Source organism: Solitalea lacus, assembly GCF_022014595.1.
Classification (GTDB): Bacteria; Bacteroidota; Bacteroidia; order Sphingobacteriales; family Sphingobacteriaceae; genus Solitalea; species Solitalea lacus.
Genome location: NZ_CP091740.1, coordinates 3,446,876 through 3,468,432 on the forward strand (window position 1 = coordinate 3,446,876; position 21,557 = coordinate 3,468,432).

General features: G+C 37.5%; 11 protein-coding genes. All 11 read right to left on the minus strand.

All coding sequences use genetic code 11. The features are described 5' to 3' along the window. Positions 1-212: 212 nt before the first annotated feature. On the minus strand, positions 213-1,778 hold the full coding sequence (locus tag L2B55_RS14815) for an MFS transporter (protein ID WP_237846935.1): 1,566 nt from the start codon (positions 1,776-1,778) through the stop codon (positions 213-215). An 8-nt stretch (positions 1,779-1,786) separates the two neighbouring features. Further along, positions 1,787-2,836 (minus strand): HlyD family secretion protein, encoded by a 1,050-nt coding sequence (locus L2B55_RS14820; RefSeq protein ID WP_237846937.1) that lies wholly within the window; start codon positions 2,834-2,836, stop codon positions 1,787-1,789. 3 nt (positions 2,837-2,839) lie between these two features. Next, positions 2,840-4,189: a TolC family protein gene (locus tag L2B55_RS14825; protein WP_237846939.1), complete on the minus strand. Its 1,350-nt coding sequence runs from the start codon at positions 4,187-4,189 to the stop codon at positions 2,840-2,842. 46 nt (positions 4,190-4,235) lie between these two features. Then, the gene (locus L2B55_RS14830; RefSeq protein ID WP_237846941.1) at positions 4,236-5,324 is read right to left on the minus strand and encodes an AI-2E family transporter; all 1,089 of its coding nucleotides are present in this window, start codon (positions 5,322-5,324) and stop codon (positions 4,236-4,238) included. Positions 5,325-5,352: 28 nt separating this feature from the next. Next, a complete protein-coding gene (locus L2B55_RS14835) occupies positions 5,353-5,793 on the minus strand; it encodes a potassium channel family protein (protein ID WP_237846942.1) in 441 nt (146 codons plus the stop codon). A gap of 349 nt (positions 5,794-6,142) precedes the next feature. Continuing rightward, complete coding sequence (galB, locus tag L2B55_RS14840; protein WP_237846943.1) at positions 6,143-8,686, minus strand: beta-galactosidase GalB; 2,544 nt, start codon at positions 8,684-8,686, stop codon at positions 6,143-6,145. A gap of 95 nt (positions 8,687-8,781) precedes the next feature. Continuing rightward, positions 8,782-11,157 (minus strand): beta-galactosidase, encoded by a 2,376-nt coding sequence (locus tag L2B55_RS14845; protein ID WP_237846944.1) that lies wholly within the window; start codon positions 11,155-11,157, stop codon positions 8,782-8,784. 256 nt (positions 11,158-11,413) lie between these two features. Continuing rightward, a complete protein-coding gene (lacZ, locus tag L2B55_RS14850) occupies positions 11,414-14,620 on the minus strand; it encodes a beta-galactosidase, LacZ type (RefSeq protein ID WP_237846945.1) in 3,207 nt (1,068 codons plus the stop codon). Between the two features lie 833 nt (positions 14,621-15,453). After that, positions 15,454-16,641: a thioredoxin family protein gene (locus tag L2B55_RS14855; protein ID WP_237846946.1), complete on the minus strand. Its 1,188-nt coding sequence runs from the start codon at positions 16,639-16,641 to the stop codon at positions 15,454-15,456. An 11-nt stretch (positions 16,642-16,652) separates the two neighbouring features. Further along, on the minus strand, positions 16,653-18,005 hold the full coding sequence (locus L2B55_RS14860; RefSeq protein ID WP_237846947.1) for a RagB/SusD family nutrient uptake outer membrane protein: 1,353 nt from the start codon (positions 18,003-18,005) through the stop codon (positions 16,653-16,655). Between the two features lie 88 nt (positions 18,006-18,093). Further along, complete coding sequence (locus tag L2B55_RS14865) at positions 18,094-21,393, minus strand: TonB-dependent receptor (protein WP_237846948.1); 3,300 nt, start codon at positions 21,391-21,393, stop codon at positions 18,094-18,096. Positions 21,394-21,557 lie beyond the last annotated feature (164 nt).

Genomic DNA, 21,557 nt, shown 5'->3' on the forward strand with positions numbered 1-21,557 from the left:
TTTAGCATAGTGGCGTAGACTCTTTGGTAATATCAGGATCTACGCCGCAACTAATGGGTAGTATATAAGAAACTGTATAAGTAAGATCCGGGTGAATAACTCGGATCTTTTTTCAAAAACACAGTTAAAATAAAAGTAGAAGATTTTGTGGATGACAAATCCTTAAAAACAGTAAGCGAGCTAGGCGATTTACACAGAATTCTGGATCCCCCTTATATCGGCAACGGCTCAACTTCAATGCGCTGCAATGGGCGTCTTCCAATTCTTAAGAACAATATCAATAGAATTGGGAGAAAGCTTACAACTGCCATCACTAAATAAATATCTTTATAAGTAAGCAAGGTCGCAGGTTCTGTCATTTCAGCCTGCAAAGGATTATCAGCCATTTTATCGGCCTCTGTTGATTTTAACCCTTGGTACAAATAATAACTTTTAGTGTTCGCCTTTTTTTGTGCCGCAGCCTCATTGCCTGGTGTGAGTTGCTGACTAATACCTGTTTTGTGTTGTATGGTTGTATTGGCAATAAAAGTACTTAAAACAACGCCGCCTATAATTGTCGCAAAAACAATCCGGGCTACTATTCCACTCATCATACGAGAAGTACTTAATTGTTTAGGAACGCTTTCAGAAATATACAATGCACTTAATAAGTATAAAAAACCAATACCAATACCTTTTATAATTAATGGCAAAATAAAATCCTCTTCTCCGATTCCGGGATAAAACCTGAAATACATAAGCATATGATACAGGGTGAATGCAAGAAAACCAATAATGGCGGCAACGTTTAAATACACTTTATGATACATCATATAAGTGCAAACAGGAACTGAGATTGTTAATCCAAGGAATATGTACAAATGGGTTCTGGCGATGTACAGGTCGTTAAAACCGAGTAAACCCGACATATACCCCATTATCACACTACCGGTTCCATTTGCCAATCCTATTAAAAAAAAGAATAAGGTGCCCTGTACCACATTCTTATACTTATAAACTTCAAAATCAATAATTGGGTTTGTTGTATTTCTAGCATAGAAAATATAACAAGCTGTTATTATTAGCCATACTGCTGTGGCTAGTGCTATTTTTGAATCGAAAAACCACTCCCGATTTTGTCCTTCAGCAGCAATAAATAGTAATGGCAACAAAAATAAAATCAACAAAATCCAGCCTTTAAAATCAAATCGAAAAGGTTGCTTACCTAAGGGCACATCTTTTCTGATAAACACAAACGTTAATAATATGCACAGAAAAAAATTAATGTTAAGCATTAACAATGAGGTGCGCCAATCGTAAACACTTGCAAACTGGGCCCCTAAAAACTTATAAAGATTACTGCTTCCTTGTATGATAAACTGTATGATGCCATACATGATGGCCATATTAAGTGTTGGATTATAAAGAAGCACAATAGGAATAATAGCTGCCACAATACCGAAAATGGAGAAGAAAGCAAGCAGCGAGCGCCAAAAGGTAAACCATAAGATAGAGGAGGCAAAAGCTGAACAAGTATTGAGAATAATTGAGATAATCGTTATTATAAGCATCATTGACTTTAGCGGAAACTTTTTAGAAAGTTCAAGCGCTAAGGGTAAACCGGCAACTATCGTAAAAAAGGGAATTAGATTGATATACATAAACTCCACCGAAGAAGCCCCAAAGTGGCCCTGTATCTGAGCGTTCTCATACCCAGTTGCATTGAGAGCATTCAGAAACGGAATAATCAGGAGATATAATCCTGTTGCTTTAAACAACTCCGCTTTTTTCCATCGCATTTAAATTATCATTTAATTTCAACAGTAACATTCATTCCTGGCTTTATTTCCACAAGCTTTTCAGGATCGTCAACAAACTCTATCCTCACGGGTATGCGTTGTGTTATTTTCACAAAATTTCCGGTTGAATTATCAGGAGCCACCATCGAAAATCTGGCGCCTGTTGCAGGAGACAGGTCCTTCACTGTACCCTTAAAGATTTTTCCTCCTAAAGCATCCACCATAATATCAACTTGTTGCCCTACCTTAATATCATCCATTTGAGTTTCTTTAAAATTTGCCGTAACCCATTTTTTGTTCTGTGCGACTATCTCAGCAACTACCTGATTTACATTTACCAACTCCCCAACATGAACTGTTCGCTCTCCCACAATTCCATCAACAGGGGCTATAATTTTTGTATATGACAATTGTAATTGAGCAGCTGCAAGGTCAGCCTCCTTACGTTTAATAGTTGCTTTAAGAGATTCAATATTTAACTGATTCTGCTCAATTACAGACTTACTGGTATTCACATCGCTTCGTATTGCTTGAAGATTGGCTTGTTCGGACTTTAGCTGTGCGGTCACTTGGTCGAATTGATTGAGCGTAACAGCTGAATCTCTATACATATTGGTAAAACGCTTAAAGTTTTTTTCAGCTTTTTCGAGATTGGCAGCATTGCCTTTTAGCCGGGCTTCAGTTGCTTGCTGCGAAGATATTGAGGTTACTACAGTCTGCTTTGCTGTGGCAAGATTTGCTTTTGCAATGTCCAAATCGGCTTCCGCTTGAGCTACTTTTATACGGAATTCTTCATCATCAAGTAGTAGAATCGTATCTCCTGCCCTCACCTTCCCATACTCACTAAACTTAATTGCTTTGATGTTACCTGACACACGCGAGGTTACCGCAGCTATATCTGCATCAACCTGGGCATTATTAGTTTTTATAGTATTACTAAAATCAAAAAATATTGAAACCATCCACAGTACACCAGCTGCTAAAAACAGGATAGCAATAATTTCGATTATTCGATTTCTTTTTTTTTCTCCCCCATCAGTAGTTTTTCCGTCCATCATAGTTTAATTCAGTTTACCCATTGAATATAATAATGAATGATATTGAATGATCGCTTCAATAATGGCCTTGTTTAATGACATTTTTGAATCATTCACCTGTAATTCAGCATCAATCATATCAATGATTAATGCAAAGTCATTATCGTATCTGCTTTTTACGACCCGGTAGTTAAGTTCAGCCATTTCAACATTTTTCTGATAGGCTATAATATTCGTTCTGCTTTCAATAAAATGAACATAAGCAGCCTTTACTTCCTGATCAATGTTATACTTAACCTGTTTTATATTATCGTCTTCTTTGGCAATTTGAAGCTTATCAGCCTTTATGCGATGATTCAAGTTGTAGATACTCGAAAGGTCATAAGTTAAGCCAATGCCTACAGCCCAGTAGTTTAAAATATCGGGCTGGGGCGGAAAGGTTCCCGGAACCGGATGGTTAGAGCTATAAATGACATTACCCGAAATAGACGGTTTATAAAAACTCTTTGACAATTTTAACGTCATTTCCGAATAACTCTTTTGCAACAAAGATTGCTTTATTTCATTGCGGTTTGCAAAAGCCTCTTCAAGACATTGTTCATACTGAAGCTGATCTTCTGGAACTTTCAAAACCACATTTTTGGGCTGTAAACGGGTATTGGTTGGCAATCCGGTTTGAATACATAAATAATTGCTCAACAAATCAATGCTGTTCCAGGTTTTAAAAACGTCTATTTGAAAATTTGACAATTGTAACTGTGTACGGGTAAGATCACTTACAAGGTTCTGTCCGTTTGCTACTTTCGACTCTAATTGTTTGATGTTTACTTTTACGTTACTGATGTTAGCTTCAATAATTTCAACTTCTCGGTAAAGTTTATAAAGTGTATAAAATTGAGAAATGATTGAAAGCCTCAATTGATTTTCTGTCATCAATAATGCTTCATTCCGGATACGGCTTACAATTTCGCTTTGCGTAATTTGCGTATTAATTCTTCCGCCGAAATAAAGGGGAACCCCGGCAGCTATGCTCCAGCTTGCCTGATGATGATAATAATCAATTACGGTATCCTTGGAATAAAAACCGCTATATAAAACCGGGTTACCTATATAATTATAAATGCCACCTACATTAACAAACGGAGCCCTTGACATTTTTGTCTGTTTAATATCTTCAGCCGCAATAGCACTGTCCTTTTGAGACATTTTCAGTTCCAGGTTATTTCTTTTTGCAAGCTGAAGGATTTCGTCAAGGTTTATTTCTTTTACTGTTAATGCTACTCTGTTTTGAGCAAATCCAAACTGAACATCACTTATATGCAACAAAGCGATGAACAAAAAAATAATGTGCTGTAGAATTTTCCGTTTCTTCATCTAATAACAGAACCTATCAGTTAGAATTACCTTTTCTACCTACATCTTATTCTTTTTTTGCTGTTGGTTGAGGGCTATCGTAATTTATCCATATGCCGCTAAGTTTATAACCCAATGAGAGTACAACGGCACCGGTAAACAAGCCAATGAAACCTGATAACATAAACCCTCCAATGGCTCCAAGAAAAATTACAATCATAGGAACAGGAGCCCCTTTACCCATTAATAAGGGTTTAAGCACATTATCACTTAATCCACAAAGTAGAATTATTATAGCCCATATAGTGGCAGGGACTGGTTCTTTAACAGAGTATATGTAAATTATTACAGGTATGGCTACGATTGCTCCAGGCAGTTGAATAAGAGCTATTAAAAACACCAATATTGCCCATAATCCGGCAAGCGGAACTCCAGCAAGCATAAAACACGCACCCATTATTACGAACTGTATGAATGCGACCCCTAAGATTCCTTTGGAAACATTCCGAATTGTTTGTATTACTAATTTGTTAAACTCATCTCCCTTGCTCCCAACGAGACGTTTGGCAAATGCATTAGTTGACTTTTCAGACTCATCGCTGTAGGCTAAAAATATTCCAGCTATAATTATTGAAAATGTAAACATCATAATATTAGAAAACACACTGCGCATGGCTCCCACTATTTTTTGACCAACCTCCAATATCTGATCATGATAGGTAACAATCGCTGATTCTAAATTTGTGGATAGTGAGGACCAAGCTTTATATATCTCTTTTCCAACCAATGGCCATTCTGCAACCTTAGGGTTAGGCGGTGGAACAACAAGAGTTTTATTAACAAAAGCAGTTTTTAACTCCTTGGCCTCGTCTACAATTGCTCCTATCATCAAAATTGCAGGTATAAGAAGTATGCAAAGTAGAATAATGGTTACGGCAGTACTTGCAAATGCTTTTTTCCCATTTAGCAACTTAAGCAGATGTTTATACATAGGGTAAATTGTGATGGCCAAAATAACTGCCCATAGCACCAGAGTTATAAATGGTAAAATAATCATTGCACACCAGGCAACAAGAATTAATATTAATATCAGTTTTAGCGAAAGGTCTATAACTTTCTTTTCCAATGACGAATTATTTTCTAGCTCGTTGTTCATTGTATGATGTATTTAGTAATGTATATACTTATGCTCGTTGCTTTGTTAATTCTACCATTCGTTGTACCACCGCATAAAACATTGCTGTAGACCAACCAAACAGGAGTATACCATTCATGGCTTCAAAACCGCTCATAATGCGCCATACAGGAGAAAGGGTTATGTCGCCGTAACCTAATGTAGTATAAGTAACCGTTGAAAAATAAATGGCTTCTTCCCAAGTACTTAGTTTCTCAAGCTCCGGTATCGCCAGGTATGCCAAAGCCCAAAGTGCAATTTCCAGATAGTGCATCAGCATTAAAACTACTGCCGTATAGGAAAGTATTTTCATGGTTTTAACAAATCTAAACACATGATCCTTTGATTCATGCTTTCGCAAAAGGTATTTAACCAGCAATGAGGTACCCACACCATGTATAAAAATGGTTATAGCAATAATTATAAGGCTAATAATAACTTGTATAAACATTCAATACTTACTATTTAGGGGGGGACCACGCCGATTTTCATGCTCAAATTCTATATAATGAAGTCCTATTTGTTTTTAAACTTAAATAAAGATGATAGTGCTCAACAGGATGGAAAATGCTCGCTTTTTACGAAATGTTTTTATAGTTAAAAACTATAAAAACAGGTATATATTAAGATACAAAAAAAATTAAATATATGAATGGAGAGGTTTGTATCCGACTTGGAAACTTAACTTTTCCTTAAACAGGTTATCAAAAAGTGTCGTGGGCTAGTAGAAATTAAAAATGCCTCCAAAAAGTTAAACACTTATCGGAGGCATAGTCATAAGTTTTAGCTTTGTGAGCTTTTTACTTTATATCTATATCGATTGAACTACTGGCCAATCCATCAGCAATAACCGTTAATTTTAACTTACCCTTTTGCTGCGGTTTGGCTTTGATGATAGCTAACAGCAAGCCGTTAAATGCGGGACGAACTGGATTAGAAAAAGTAATTAAACAGGAGGCATCACCATTGTCGGTTGCAACAACCTCACCAGGACCTTCCAACTTGCACGATATAAGGTGATTGGCCGTTGGCACCCTATTGCCTTCTTTATCAGTAACGGCAATGGTCACAAATGATAAATCTTCTCCGTCGGCTTTAATAGAAGTTTTATCTGCCGAAAGTTTCATCATTGCAGGCGTCCCGGTAGTTTTTACACTTGAAGTAGCCCACTTCTTACCATTTTTATAGGCTACCGCTTTTAACTCGCCAGGCTCGTAGACAACATCATTCCAACGTAAACGATACTCATAGGACTGTTTCTTTTTTCTTCCCAAGGATTTGCCATTTAAAAACAGTTCCGCTTCATCACCAGAAGTATAGATAAATACAGGCGTAACTTTCCCCAAACGCTCGGCGAAATTCCAATGCGGTAAAATATGAACCATGGGTAAATCAGGTTTCCATCTGGCCTGATATAAATAATAACGGTCTTTGGGAAAGCCCGCCAAATCAACAATTCCAAAATAACTACTTCTTGAAGGAGGACGCATCGCCTCCATTTTAGCTAACTCCAACTTTTTATTTTCCAGTTCTTCTTTGCTCAAAGAAGCATGATTTAATAAAAGACTTGCATCGCTGTTAAACGGTGTAGGTTCCCCTAAGTAGTCGAAACCGGTCCAAACAAATTCACCACAAATAGCCGGATTCTTATCTAATGCAGCAAATTCCGCATCGGGCAGCGATCCCCAGCCGGGTTCTGTTAAATCATATGAAGACACTTGAAAATTTCCAGGGAAATATTCATCTCGTGAACTTATAGTAGAACTTGTTTCACTTCCGTAACCGGTAAAATGCTCATGCCCTTTAAAATTTAAAAAGCGTTTATATAAATCAGGCCCTCCATAAGCATCACCCGAACCGTAATTCATCCCATGTACATCCACTGTCAATTCAACCCCGTTGAAAGCAGTTTGATTAGGTGCTGAAATACCGCAAGTAACCGGACGAGTAGGATCGTACTTGCGAATCACATTTCGCAATTGAGTAAACAAGTAGAATTTATCAGGATAATATTGCTCCGGAATTTCATTTCCCGTACTCCAAAGAATAACAGAAGGGTGATTTCTATCACGCTTAATTAATGATCCCAAATCATTTTCATGCCATTTTTCAAACCAACGAGCATAATCATTTTTGTTTTTATCATCTTTTGAAATAAGAAAACAATCAAAAGCTTCATCCATTACCAACATTCCCATTTTATCAGCAAGCGTAAGCAGTTCGGGTGCAGGCGGATTGTGGGAAGTCCGCAAGGCGTTACACCCCATATTTTTTAAAATGGTCAGTTGTCGAGCCAAAGCATGGATATTAACAGCAGCTCCCAAAGCTCCTAAATCATGGTGATTACAGGTACCTTGAAGCGGTACTCGTTTTCCATTTAATAAAAAGCCGTTAGTGTGCGTAAATTGGATGGTGCGAAATCCAAATGGCGCCGAATACTGGTCGGTTAACTTTCCCCCTTCAAATACAGACACTTTCGCTAAATACCGATTAGGATGCTCCAAATCCCACAATTTAGGCTTATTCACTTTTACCACAACCGAGTCCGAACTCGTTTGATTAGGATTAATGAATAATGTTTTCTTTTCAACGGTGGCTACTTTTTTTTGCGCAATATCATTGGCGCTCAGCTCAAATATTTCCAGCTTATAATCTACATTGACCGGTTTAGTTAATCGATTATCGATAGCAACAGCAACTGAAACATTGCCGTAACTATCGGTTATTTGAGGAGTAGTGACAAAAACACCCCATTGCGCCACATGCACAGGAGCTGTTTTTACCAAACGTACATGCCGGTAAATTCCTGCTCCCGGATACCAACGCGAACCCAATAGCTCCGTATCTAATCGTACGGCAATAATGTTTTCTTTGCCTTCCCAAATATAGGGTGTCAAATCTACCCGGAATGAAGTATATCCATAAGGTCGCTCCCCAATTTTGTGACCATTCAACCATACCTCGGCATTGGCCATAGCGCCATCAAAGTCTATATAGAACCGTTTGTCTTTATCGTTGGCTGAAACAGTAAAATGCTTTCGGTACCACCCAATACCTCTCCATGGAAGTTTCCCGGTATTACCATCTAAATCAGCTCTAAATGGACCCTCAATTCCCCAATCATGGGGCAAGTCAAGTTTTCGCCATTTCGTGTCATCAAAAGCATTGTTTTGGACGTTTTTTGGCTCCACAACAGAAGAACCATCAGCCTGTAAACCGTAACGAGCAAAAAGCCAAATATGATCGAAATTCTCTTCTGTTCTTACTGACTGACTATATGCATTGGCAACTGAAAAAAGTAAAAGAAGGAAAAGTAATTTTCTTACAACACGCTTTTTATTCATTCTGTTAAATTTCAATCTTATCTATAGTTACATAAAAAACAGGATCCTATTAGTAGCAAAAGGCCTCAAATAACTTATACTTGAGGCCCTTGCTTTTAGAAATTAAACACAGCTGATTTCAGATACACCTTATAATCTTTAACCATTCCATTCTTACTTTTGTCTGAACGAGGAAGGCACCTAAAACCCGTAATTTCCTCATCCTTTCCTAAATCAATTACTAACTGGTGAGGATGTTTAGTATTGCTCTGGTTTCCGATATATTGAGTATGCCAAATAGTTGATTCCTGATTATCGAAGACCTTTTCTGCAGAATTATTTGCAGCAGTTACCTCCTCACTATCAGCATAAATCACTTTCCATTTTTGCGTTGAAATAGGTTTTCCATCCTTACCCAACAATTGCATCTCTGCTATAGAAGTGTAGTTGTCATTCTCTTGTGAGCTTAAAGCTTCAAAACAGAAGTACCTGCCTTTTGAAGCCGATGCAAAGCTTACTGTTTTCCAGCTATCGGCAGCATCAAAACTTCCTTCAAAAACAGGCTTCTCATTAGCCAAAATGAGATTTTGTCCTACTTTTCTGCTTAACAAAGAAGCATCAGGATTAATTTTATCAAGAATCGGATCCTTTAAACCTTGAACAGCAGCCTCTCTAGGCCCTTCCAAATCAAGGATAATGATTTCATTCACTCCCTTTTTAAGCCAAACCCCTGGCATAAGAAAAGTTTGTTGCGGACCAATTTTCCAAAAACGCCCAATGTTATAACCATTCACCCAAATCATTCCTTTACCCCAGGTACTTAAATCTATATAGGTATCACCAGTTTTGTTAAGGTTAAACTTGGCTCGGTACCAAGCCGGCCCATTTACCTTTTGCTTTACAAATTTTGCTTTGGCTTGAAATTGATAATCAACAGGGAAATTATATACGGTCCAATTCTTTAGTTCTTGAACAGTATTTCTATCTAAAATTTCAACCTTCTCTGTGATACCTTTTCTGTCTATTACCGCTTCTCCAAAATTCACCCGACCAGTTGCTTCCACTAAAATATCCAAGACAGCACCTGCTTTTGTTGCAGGAATTTCAATTGTACTGTCTGCCCTTCTTCGATCAAGTTTTCCGATTAATTTTCCATCAACAAAAACTTGAGCCCAGTCATGAACTTCAGTAATATTCAGTTTTCTTGGGGTTGAAGATGCCGTTAAATTCGTTCTGTAATTTATTCTTCCCCAACCTTGGTCAAACATCTCCATCGGTTTGATATTTACAGACTCTTTACCTTGTGGTAAATTATCAAACAATGGAGCAGCCTCTTCAAAGGTAATTTTAGGTATTGTTATTACAGGAATAGGAGCTGGAATGTCTCCTAATTTTTCGCCCGGATTCAAGTATTTTTTTAACAGGTCACGAACGGCAAAAAACTTTTCAGTTGTATTGCCTTGTTCACCAATTGGGGCATTGTAATCATAAGAAGTCACCATTGCTGAATAAGGCGGTGAGTTGGCTCCACCCCATTGTCCGAATGTTGTACCGCCATGGGCCATGTATAAGCTGAAGGATATTTTCCTATCCATCATATCTTTCAAACTCCCAATAAAACTTTTAACTGAGCGGGTTTCATGTGGATTGCCCCAGTTATCGAACCAGCCAGTCCAGTACTCACCACACATTAATGGAGCCTCAGAATGCTTTTCCTGAAAGCGTTTGAATTGCTTATCCACATCTGATCCTGCCATAAAATTGAGCGTTATGGCAACTTCAGGATCAGTTGTGTAAGAATCAAAAGAAGAAGGCCAGTCACAGCGCATTAGTTGTACTTTATCAAAGCCGGCAGCCTTAAGGTTTTTTCTGGTTGCCTCCATATATTCAGAACTATTTCCAAAACCCGCATACTCATTTTCAACCTGCACCATTATAATATTGCCCCCGTTTTGAATTTGTAAAGGAGCCAATTGTTTTCCAACTTCCTTTAAGTACTTGGCTGATCTATCCATAAAATAGCTATCCTCATTAGTTCTTACCTTTACATCAGCCTTTTTAAGCAACCACCAAGGCAATCCCCCCATATCCCATTCAGCACATGCATAGGGTCCGGGTCTAACTATACAATACATGCCATTGGCCTGAACAAGTTTGACAAAGGTTGCTACATCCTTTTGTCCTGTAAAATCAAATTGATCTGGCTTTTGTTCATGAAAGTTCCAAAAGAGGTAAATACAAATGGTATTCATCCCCATTGCTTTGCAAAGCTTAATACGATGATCCCAATATTCTCTGGGGATACGTGGAAAATGAATTTCGCCGGCTCTAATTAAAAACGGTTTTCCATTTAGTAAAAACTCCTTCTTACCTAAAACAAAGGTTCCTTTTGTTTTAGCAGTAGCTGATGGATTACCCGATTTTTTAATTGCATTCTGAGCAAATACAATTTGTGCGCATGCTAATAAGCAAACCAGTATTAATCTTTTCATATTTTGGTTTAAGTTGACTTAAAAAAACGAAAACAACTATCAAATGTAATTGAATGCTCCAAGACTTGAAAAGCCCTTGCAACCCAAATTCCGCTTATCGCTTATATAATCGCAATGCAAACGGTTGTGTAAATTTTAATTATTTAACTTTTTATTAAAACAAGGATCATTTGAGTTAAAAAGAAAAGAGATTGCCTGTAGTTAACAACCTCTTTCTTACTAGTTGGATTAACATTTAATTTACATTAGATCTCTTTTATTTTATCGGTTTAATCCAATAAGTGTACTGCTGACTGGCAAAAGGAATCCGATACTGTTTCAGTGGCCAAGCTCCCCAGCTATCAATCCCCTGCAAACCGGTTTGCTGCAAATCCATGTGAACATAAATCTCGTTGCGTTCTGTCAATTCTCCTGAGTGATATTGTTTCTTCTTTTCCTCTGGATCCAAATCATCTAAACTATACGGCAAGGCAGAAAAGCTTAACAAGTTATCACCATAAACAAACTGTACTCCTTTACCCTTACTGTCTGTAAAGTTTACCCAACGAACATCGGTTTTATTACCACTTTCCTGCGGACGTGCATAAGGGAAATACTGTTGTTTCAAATTTTGCTTGTATATACCAACCAATGAAGCCGATTTTCTATCCCAGTAGTTTTCCCATGGACCACGGCCATAAAACTCTATATTACCAAACTGCTTATTCAACTGGAGGTTATTACCAATTCTGAGCAATAATTCGTGCTTGCCTTTAACCGCGTTGAATTTGTTTTCCACTTTAAGTGTTCCATCAGCATAAACCGTTATTGTTTGTTCTTGCTCGGCATCACCGTCTAACAATGATTTCTTAAAGATAGCACTGTATGAGCCATCAGCATTTTGTTTAACATCTGCTGCAATTAATTTACCCGTAGTATAAGCATTACGCCATTTACGCAGCTTTGCATTAAATCCCGCCCCTATATCGTTATCCGTTGGAGCTCTCCAAAAAGCAGGCTCAGGACCATTTTGAACTAACGCTTGCTTATTAACTGTATAACTCTTCAGCAGACCATTTTTAGTATCAAAAACTACTGAAAAATCACTTCCGCTAATTGTATATGAATTATCAGATTTATTGGATATCAGGTTTCCTTTTACTGTATCAGGAGAAAATTTACTGCTTGTGTTACTTATGGCAAATTGCTCATATGCAACCTCGTACCCTTTTTCTAAAAACGGTTCGGCTTGTTTTAAGGTGTAACGAACGTTTAGGAAATATTCATTGCCATTTTGTTGTTTCGATTTAATTGGCAGATCAATAGAAATACTTTGACGAGGAGCAACAGATAGAGTCGGTACAGTTCCTTTCTCTATTACCTTTCCATTTTGCACCAATTCCCAGTTTAACTGAGTATTGTCAATATTTCTAAAGAAGTAACTGTTATTAATACTGATTTTATTATTGCCAAGGTAAGCGGTTTTAATAAACTGGTGAACTTTCTTCACCTCAACTGCCATTGGAGTTAATTCACGATTTGCGGTTACTACCCCTTTGACACAGAAGTTATTATCACTGAAATTTTCATTTACAGGGCCTTCTAATGGGAAATCACCTCCATAAGCTAAAAATCGCTTTCCATTTCTAATAGTATCAATTCCCTGATCGATCCACTCCCAAATAAATCCGCCTTGTAGTTTTGGATTATTTTCAATTACATCCCAATAATCTTTGTAGTTACCCAAGCTGTTACCCATAATGTGGGCGAACTCACTCATAATTAACGGACGAACATCTTTACTTTGTGAAGAGTACTGTAACATCCAATCCGGATCAGGGTACTGAGGAACGATCATATCAGTATTAAAATCTTCTTCAGCACGTTCATATTGCACTGGACGGGTTGGATCCGCATTTTTCAGCCATTGGTAAGCTTCGTACATATTGGTTCCATTACCCGCTTCATTTCCTAAAGACCAGGTAATTACCGATGCATGATTTTTATCGCGTTCATACATCCTTCTGATCCTCTCAAAATGTGGGTTTCTCCATTCTTTATCGTTAGCAAATGTTGTAGCCAAATCGTAGTAACGGCCGTGCGATTCGATATTGGCTTCATCAACCACATACAAGCCAAACTCATCACAAAGTTCCATCCAGTAAGGATCAGGAGGATAGTGGGAATGACGAACAGCATTAACATTAAGTTTCTTCATCATCTCCAAATCCTTATGCATATCTGCATGCGTCAGCGTATGGCCTTCTGTAGCATTATGTTCGTGACGGTTCACGCCCTTGAGAAAAACACGCTTGCCATTTACAAGCAAATCGCTTCCCTTTATTTCAATAGTACGGAAACCAACACGCTGGGGAATAACCTCAACAACTTCACCTTTTGCGTTTTTCAAGCTGATGTATAAAGTATAGAGATAAGGTATTTCCGCCGACCACTGGCTTACCAAAGGAATTTCCTTTTTGAAAGAAACCGGTTGATTAAAGTTGCCAAGAACGGTTTTTTCTCCCGATTCTTCTTTCCATATTAAATTTCCTTTAGCATCAACTAGCTCAACAGCAACAGAAAAAGCATCAGGTTTACTATGTAAAGTCTTCTGATCGATACGATAATTTTCAACATTCAAGTTGACATCAAGCAACCCATTTGCATAACTTTTATCTAAAGTAGATACCACTTTAAAGTCGCGAATGTCAAGTTTTGGAGTTGAATACAAATAAACATCACGCTCAATTCCCGAAATACGCCACATATCCTGACATTCCAGATAGCTGCCATCGCTCCAGCGATAAACCTCTAGCGCCACCAAGTTTTCACCAGGTTTTACGAACTTAGTAATATCAAATTCGGCAGCAAGCTTACTATCTTCGCTATACCCCACTTTTTTACCGTTAACCCAAATGTAAAAAGCTGATTTAACAGCTCCCAAATGAATAAAAATCTGACGACCGTCCCAATTAGCCGGAATGGTTATTTTCTTTCGATATGAACCCACAGGGTTATTATTTTCAGGAATATCATAAGGCGGATTTAAAGCAGCTCCCATTTTACGTCTACCCGCAAACTCAAAAGGATGGTTTACATAAATTGGCAAACCGTAACCATTAACTTCCCAATTGGCCGGAACTTTAAATTCTTTCCAATTTGAATCGTTATAATCAGTTTTATAAAAATCTAAAGGACGTTTTGTTGGATCTTGCACCCAATTAAACTTCCAGTTACCGTTTAATGATATAAAATAGGCTGAATTTTCCTTTTTTCTTTTTGCTGCCAGTTCTTTACTCTCAAAGGCAAAAGCATCGGCACGCATTGGCATACGATTAACAGATACGATCTCAGGAGTTTGCAATTCGGAAGGAATTGTTTGTGCTTTCAAAGCGCTTCCCTCTGTTTGCAGAAGCATCAAAAAACAAGCTCCTAAAGGAGTAAGCATTGAGCAAAGGCTAGTTTGCAAATTTTTCTTTTTCATTCGATGAAAATTGTACCGGGTTAAAAATGATTATTTGTGTGCTTGCTAACTCGTTTACATTAATGAGTGCCTTGATTAACACTTAGATATGTATCCGTTTTATAAAGCTATTACAAATCGCTGTTCTAATCTCTCTGTCATTGACGTTATTCCAATTTTCAAGTACCATTCTTCAATTATTTTTATTTAAGCAGTAAAATCAATCCTAACCCAATGCTATTTACTGAACAAGGACAAACAATTGAGTAATTTTTCCTGATTTCCTAGGTTTTTAAGCCTTTTCAATCATGTTTATCCGTCAAAAACCAAATAAGAGTGGCCTTATTTTAAGTCAAAATATACCTTAGAAAAACTCGTTGTTGTCGCTGATGCAGGTTTACTCACTACTGAAAATATAAATGAGTTACAAAGCAAAGAATATGAATATATACTGGGGGCAAGAATTAAGAATGAAAAACAGCAGTTGCATCGCTTTTAGCGCATACAAAATCTATAAAGAAAGGAACGTCAGCTCAAAATAAAACATTCGGAATGGATTCCTGAAAAGCTATTGATATTGCAAATGCAATTTTTACAATTACCATTACAACTCCCTTTTCAAAAACTAAAGAACCCAGGTTGCACCTGCCAAATTAGGAGCAAATCCAACTGCTTAAATTATTCGATCTTTAGTTGGGTGTCCCAGCAAGGAAAACAGGTGAACAAGGACAAACAATTGAGTAATTTTTATTGTCTAGGGATTGCCAATTGCTTTCTTCCAGACCTCTACAAAAAAATAAGGCTTGAAAAGTTTACGCCTTTCAAGCCTTAAACACAAGAATTAACAACCAATTTTACATGGCTTGAATCTTTTCAATTAATGATTCAACCCTCTTTTTAGCTTTAGGATTTTCGTCTCCTAACACTTGTAAAGAAATTTGTGCAGCTCTTAATGCCTCATTCTTATTATTCAACTTATAGCATAATTCTGCATAAGTAGAATAGTTGCTAAATTCTTTGCCATTTAACTCAACAGCCTGACGAGCCATTGCACAAGCTTGCTGTAAAACCTCTTTATCTTCTGTCGAGTTAAGACAGTTGCGAGCAATGAAACTAAGCTTAGAATCATCTGCTTTTAGCACAGTGTGACTATAGTGTTTAGCCACCTTTACAAATGACAGGTAGTCTTTATTACGTATATAATACCTTAACTCTATTTCAGCGGCAGTACCTCCATCAGCATTTTTTTCATGACGATAAGCTTCAAGTCGCTTAAAAAAGTCGTCCTTGTCATTTTTATAGATCGCCGAATTTAAAGCTCTTTCTGTGGCTGTTCTTTGAATTTTCTCTACTTCTTCACTCCCATACTTATTTACAAACTGAACTTTATTTGCCATTAAAAACTTATAAAGGCGACTTTCTTCATCCAACGGATACAGCTTTATTAATGCCCAACCGTTATCTGTTAAAAGGTCTTTATCAGCTGTTTGTGTAACTAGTTCATTGTAAACCGATAAAGCTTTTTCTCTATTACTATTTTTTAAAATAGCGATGTATTTCGAAAGTAGTTCAAAGCTCCTTTCGCCGTTATTATATCTGCTTTCTAAAGCGGATGAAGTTTCCTGAGGATTGGACGCTTTCCTGGCGATTGCAACAAACTCAGTTGTTGGCATTCTTCCGCCTGATTTATGAACAAGCTTCCCGTTCGCATCAAGAAATAGATAGGTAGGGAAAGAATTCACCTCATATTGCTTACGAAAATCAATCCCCTCTCCCTTTTCCATATCCAGCTTGTAGTTTACAAAAGCATTATTGTAACAGTTTGCAGCTGTATCGTTGGTAAACACATATTTCTCCATCCACTTGCAAGGTCCGCACCATGATGTATAACAATCAACAAAAACCAGCTTGTTTGCTTGTTTGGCTTTGGCGAAGACCTCTTTAACCGTTCCCTGAAAGAACATGATTCCCTTGTATTCACTCTGGGCATGTGCTCCTACAACTGAAACACATAATAAAAAGGCTATAATCGTTTTTTTCATTGTCAAATGAATTAATAACCAGGATTTTGCTTAACTAAACCTTGTGAAGCACGAACAGTGTTATAAGGTATTGGCATAATATATTGAGCTGCACTTTTAATTGTAGGCTTTATCGTTTCGATATTAATGTCTCCTTCTACAGCATAACGGATCATATCAAACCATTCCTCACCGCTTTCTGCTCCGAGCTCATGAAGTTTTTCCACACGTATAGCATCAAGCAATCCGGCTTTTGTGTCTACAGTAATATCGGGCATTCCTGCTCTTTTGCGAACTGCATTTATTGCACTGCGAGCTTCAACAAAACTACCACCACTACGCACCAATGCTTCCGCCTGAATCAGGTAAACCTCGGCTAAGCGCAAAAAATATTCAGTGTCAGCGGTTAATGGCTGATTATTTACTGTTGCTCCTAAAAATTTACCATTGCGACCGGTTGAGGTAATAGCTACTGACTTACGCGTATCACTAGCCATTATGCTTTTATAATAATCAGACATTAAAAAAGATGAGCGGTACATAAAAGCTTTATTATTCCTTTCATTCTTTTCATCAAACGGAGTGGCAAACAAAGCCTCAATGGAATTGTGCTTGTTCTTAAACACATCAGCAAAAGATGTTTCCAGCTTAACTTTTCCTGATGCGATAACTGCTTTGGTTAAATTACTTGCTTCCTGGTACTGTTTGGTATAAAGCTGCACTTTTGCCTTCAGCGCCATTGCAGTAGTTTTTGATGCATATACTGCTCTTTTAAATTCAGGGGCTTTCGCGATAGCGTAATCCAAATCACTTAATATCAAATCATAACACTCCTTAACTGTATTTCTTGGCAATGCACTGGCGTCGGCTACCGGTTTATCACGTCTAACAATGCCATATTCCGAATCCATATTATAAAACTGCCCCCAAAACCTTAACAGGTAGAAATGAGAAAGTGCCCGAAGAAATTTAGCTTCTCCGATAATTTCCTCTTTCCGTGGGTTTTCCACATCAAGCTTTTCAGTCTTCTCAATAATATGGTTGGTTATATTGATAATTTTATACCAACGGACATAGATTAATGATAACGTATTATCCTCGGCTACTACAGAATTATTAACGAAACTATTATCTCCCACTCCTACAAAAGTTAAACCTAGCTGAGCAGCACTTCCGGGTGAATAAACAATCAATTCCAAACCACCTCTAACCTGACCGTAAGCTCCCGCCAAAACCTTTTCCGCCGAAGAAATATTAGTGATTGCCTGATCATCTGCGAGTTGATTAACAGGATCAATATCAGTTACATCCACTAAATTACATGCTGTTAATGTGCTTAAACCTAACACCACAGCAACAATATATTTTTTAACCGTGTTATTCATATTTCATTTTTTTAACTACTTAAACAGCAATAACCTTATTTCATAAAATGCAAGGATTGCCAATTCGAGTTCGTTCAAGATTAAACAATTAGAAAGTTGCACTTACGCCAAAAGAAAAACTGCGGGTTTGCGGGTATCCGCTACCATCGTATCCTTGAGTAAGAGGATTAGCCGGACCGGTATTTACTTCAGGGTCCAAACCATTGTATCCGGTAACAGTAAACACATTGGTAGCTGCAGCAAATATTTTAACGCTGTTAAGGTGAGCTTTATTTAACCATGCAGAGTTTAATAAATAACTTAAATGGATATTCTTCAACCTAAAGAAAGAAGCAGAACTTACGTAGCGGTCTGAAATCCGCCCATTTTGATTTGGGTTACCCGCCACAGCTCTTGGTACATTGGTATTAGGATTTTCTGGTGTCCAAGCATTCAAAATATCTGTAGTATAGTTGCCTAAATAACTACTAAATATTGATAAGCTGGCCTGACTTGAATTATACAATACATTTCCGACACTATAATTGAACAACGCTGAAAGACTAATCCTCTTATAACGAAGCGAGTGATTCCAGCCCCCAAAGAAATCAGGCTCAGCATTACCTAATTTAACCCTGTCATCAGTTGTTATTTGTCCATCATTATTAATATCAACAAACTTAATGTCACCAGGACCAGTTTTGGCAGCCTGATAAACTTTAGTTGGTGAAGCTGTATTCAATGCATCAATTTCACTCTGACTTTGGAATAAACCCGCTGTCTTGTAACCATAGAAGTATGACAAAGGCTCATTTTCTGTCAAGCTTGCTCCATTAGGCAACGTACCTCCATTAAGTTTCTTCAATAAATTTCGATTAAAACTTATATTAAAGTCAGTACTCCATGTAAAGTTTCTGTTGTTGATAATATCTGTACCTAATTGTATTTCAACTCCTTTGTTTAATACGTCACCAATATTGGTAAGCTGATTGGCTGCACCAGATTCATAAGGAATATCAACCCCTAAAATCAGGTCTTTGGTAAGTTTTTGGTAATACGTAACCGAACCACGTAGTTTATTTGCAAATAAATTGAAATCTAACCCGGCATCTAATTGCTGTGTCGTTTCCCATCGGATGCTTGGATTTGGAACTGTATTAGGAATCACCCCATTCACACCATTATAAAAGCTTCCCGTAGTAAAGAAGGTTGAATAAAGAAAGTCTCCAAAATTGGCTGAACCGGTGCGACCTGCTGAAATCCTCAATTTAACATCATTAATAAAGCTATATTTTTTTAAAAAGCTCTCTTCAGAAATCCTCCATGCCAAGGCCGCAGAAGGGAATACTCCCCATCGATTATTTGGGCCAAATTTTGTCGATTTATCTGCTCTACCGGTAAACGTTAAATAATACTTCCCGCTGTAGTTATAGTTACCACGCAAAAAGTATGATTCCAAGCCACTGATACTTCCCCCGCTTCCATACTGACTGATCATTGCCGCAGAACCAAGGTTATTTAAAGCATCATCGTCAGGAAAGTTTGTTGAACTGATTCGGGTGAAATAGCTCTTATCCTGAGTAAAAGAAATGCCAGCTACCGCATTTAAATAATGCTTATCAAAGAATTTATTATACGTTAACGTATTATCGAATATTCTGGAATTAAAGGAATTTGTATTATCTGTACGAGAACCCGTTCTACGGTTTCGAGCTTCAAAAGCATCCCAACTAGGAATATACCTCAAGTTTGAACCATCTACAATATTATAGGAAAGCGACGATTTCAACTTCAGTCCATCAATAATCTCGTATTCTCCATAAAAAGAAGCCATTAGGTTGTTACTTGATGATTGTGAAATTTGCTTCAACTGAGCATAAGGATTACTTGAACCGCTATCCAGGGTGGTCGCATAATTACCCTTCTCATCATAAATGGAAACATCAGGACGATATTTTATGATGTTGTAGTAGAAACTATTTCCGTTTCCTTTGCTTGTTGCCTGACTGTATTTTAAGTTGGCTCCAATTTTCAACTGGTCAAATACATTGGTCTCAAGGTTAGAACCTAAATTATAACGTTTAAAACCCGAACCCATAATAACACCTTTTTGATCGCTCAGACCCGCCGAAAAAGCATATATTGTTTTACTGTTTGGGGTACCACCGTTCAAACTTAAGTTCCAGCTTTCTGATTGACTAAGCTTTGTTACTTTATCCTGCCAATTGGTGTAAACTTTATCATTAGGCTTAAAATCAACAGGTAATGTTTGATTATTATTGGCATATGCTTTATTTACGACAGCTATATACTGCTCAGTATTTAACATTTCATGGCGTTTCGTAAAATCTTCAAATACGCCTGAATATGAAAAACTGAGCGATGGGGTTTGTCCTTTTTTTCCTCTCTTTGTAGTAACTAATACAACACCATTGGCAGCACGAGATCCATAAATAGCTGTTGCCGAGGCATCTTTCAAAATATCAATACTTTCAATATCATCTGGATTGATGGAAGATAAGGGTGAAAGTTGTATTGAACGGCTATTTGCATAAGCTTCACTACCTAAGCCGCTTCCAATTTGAATTGGAAGTCCGTCAATAACATATAAAGGCTCATTTACACCTAATACTGATGTCCCTCCTCTTATTCGGATGGAAGCATCGGCTCCCGGAGCTCCATTAGTTTTCACTACATAAACTCCCGGCGCTTGTCCGACTAAAGCCACATCAAAGTTAGGCGCATTCATATTTTGAATAGCTTCAGCTTTGATAGACGCTACTGATCCGGTTAAATCTTTCTTACGTGTTTCACCATAACCAACAACTACCACTTGGTCTAAGTTAGCCATGTCTTCTACCAAGGTAATATTCAAAGTTTCATCTCGCTGAATGGTTACTTCTTTCTTCTTAAATCCAATAAATGAGAAGACCAGAACATCTCCTTTATTTACATTAATTGAGAAAGCTCCGTTAACATCGGTTTGACTGCCCTTTGTTGTTCCCTTCACAATAATAGTTACCCCTGGGATTGGCAATCCCTTATCATCAGCCACGACACCTTTTACTTTTACTTCTATGGTTGATTCTGGTTTAGCCGCTTCCTGACTTATACTTTCTTTAGGTTTAATTGTTACTATCTTATTAGAAATTGCATAAGTGATCATTTGGTTGGCAAAACACGCATCCAAAGCTTCCTTTATTGTTACTTGCCTGAGATTTACAGTAACATTTTTAGCATTTTCAATTACACGATCACTATAAAAGAAATCGTAACCGGTTTGCTTTCTGATTTCTCTAAACACCTTTACCAATGATGCATCTTTTTCATTGATAGTTACATTTTGCCCGTAACTGCTGGCGCTTATTTGAAGAATCGAAGTAATTAATAGCAACAGGGTTAGTTTCATAACCAGCAAAAATTTACCAATACAGGATTTTGACCCGCATGAGCTTAAGTAAAATTTCATAAATTTGAGTAGGTTTTAGTTTGTGAAGTGTTCAGTTCTTGCAAATAACAACACCTCACAAGTGTTCATTAACTAATTGTTTTCACAATACCCAATTGCACTTG

Excerpts from the sequence above, each read along its gene's own strand:
- L2B55_RS14815 (WP_237846935.1), bottom strand. The coding sequence starts at position 1,778 with ATGCGATGGAAAAAAGCGGAGTTGTTTAAAGCAACAGGATTATATCTC.
- L2B55_RS14820 (WP_237846937.1), bottom strand. The coding sequence starts at position 2,836 with ATGATGGACGGAAAAACTACTGATGGGGGAGAAAAAAAAAGAAATCGA.
- L2B55_RS14825 (WP_237846939.1), bottom strand. The coding sequence starts at position 4,189 with ATGAAGAAACGGAAAATTCTACAGCACATTATTTTTTTGTTCATCGCT.
- L2B55_RS14830 (WP_237846941.1), bottom strand. The coding sequence starts at position 5,324 with ATGAACAACGAGCTAGAAAATAATTCGTCATTGGAAAAGAAAGTTATA.
- L2B55_RS14835 (WP_237846942.1), bottom strand. The coding sequence starts at position 5,793 with ATGTTTATACAAGTTATTATTAGCCTTATAATTATTGCTATAACCATT.
- galB (WP_237846943.1), bottom strand. The coding sequence starts at position 8,686 with ATGAATAAAAAGCGTGTTGTAAGAAAATTACTTTTCCTTCTTTTACTT.
- L2B55_RS14845 (WP_237846944.1), bottom strand. The coding sequence starts at position 11,157 with ATGAAAAGATTAATACTGGTTTGCTTATTAGCATGCGCACAAATTGTA.
- lacZ (WP_237846945.1), bottom strand. The coding sequence starts at position 14,620 with ATGAAAAAGAAAAATTTGCAAACTAGCCTTTGCTCAATGCTTACTCCT.
- L2B55_RS14855 (WP_237846946.1), bottom strand. The coding sequence starts at position 16,641 with ATGAAAAAAACGATTATAGCCTTTTTATTATGTGTTTCAGTTGTAGGA.
- L2B55_RS14860 (WP_237846947.1), bottom strand. The coding sequence starts at position 18,005 with ATGAATAACACGGTTAAAAAATATATTGTTGCTGTGGTGTTAGGTTTA.
- L2B55_RS14865 (WP_237846948.1), bottom strand. The coding sequence starts at position 21,393 with ATGAAACTAACCCTGTTGCTATTAATTACTTCGATTCTTCAAATAAGC.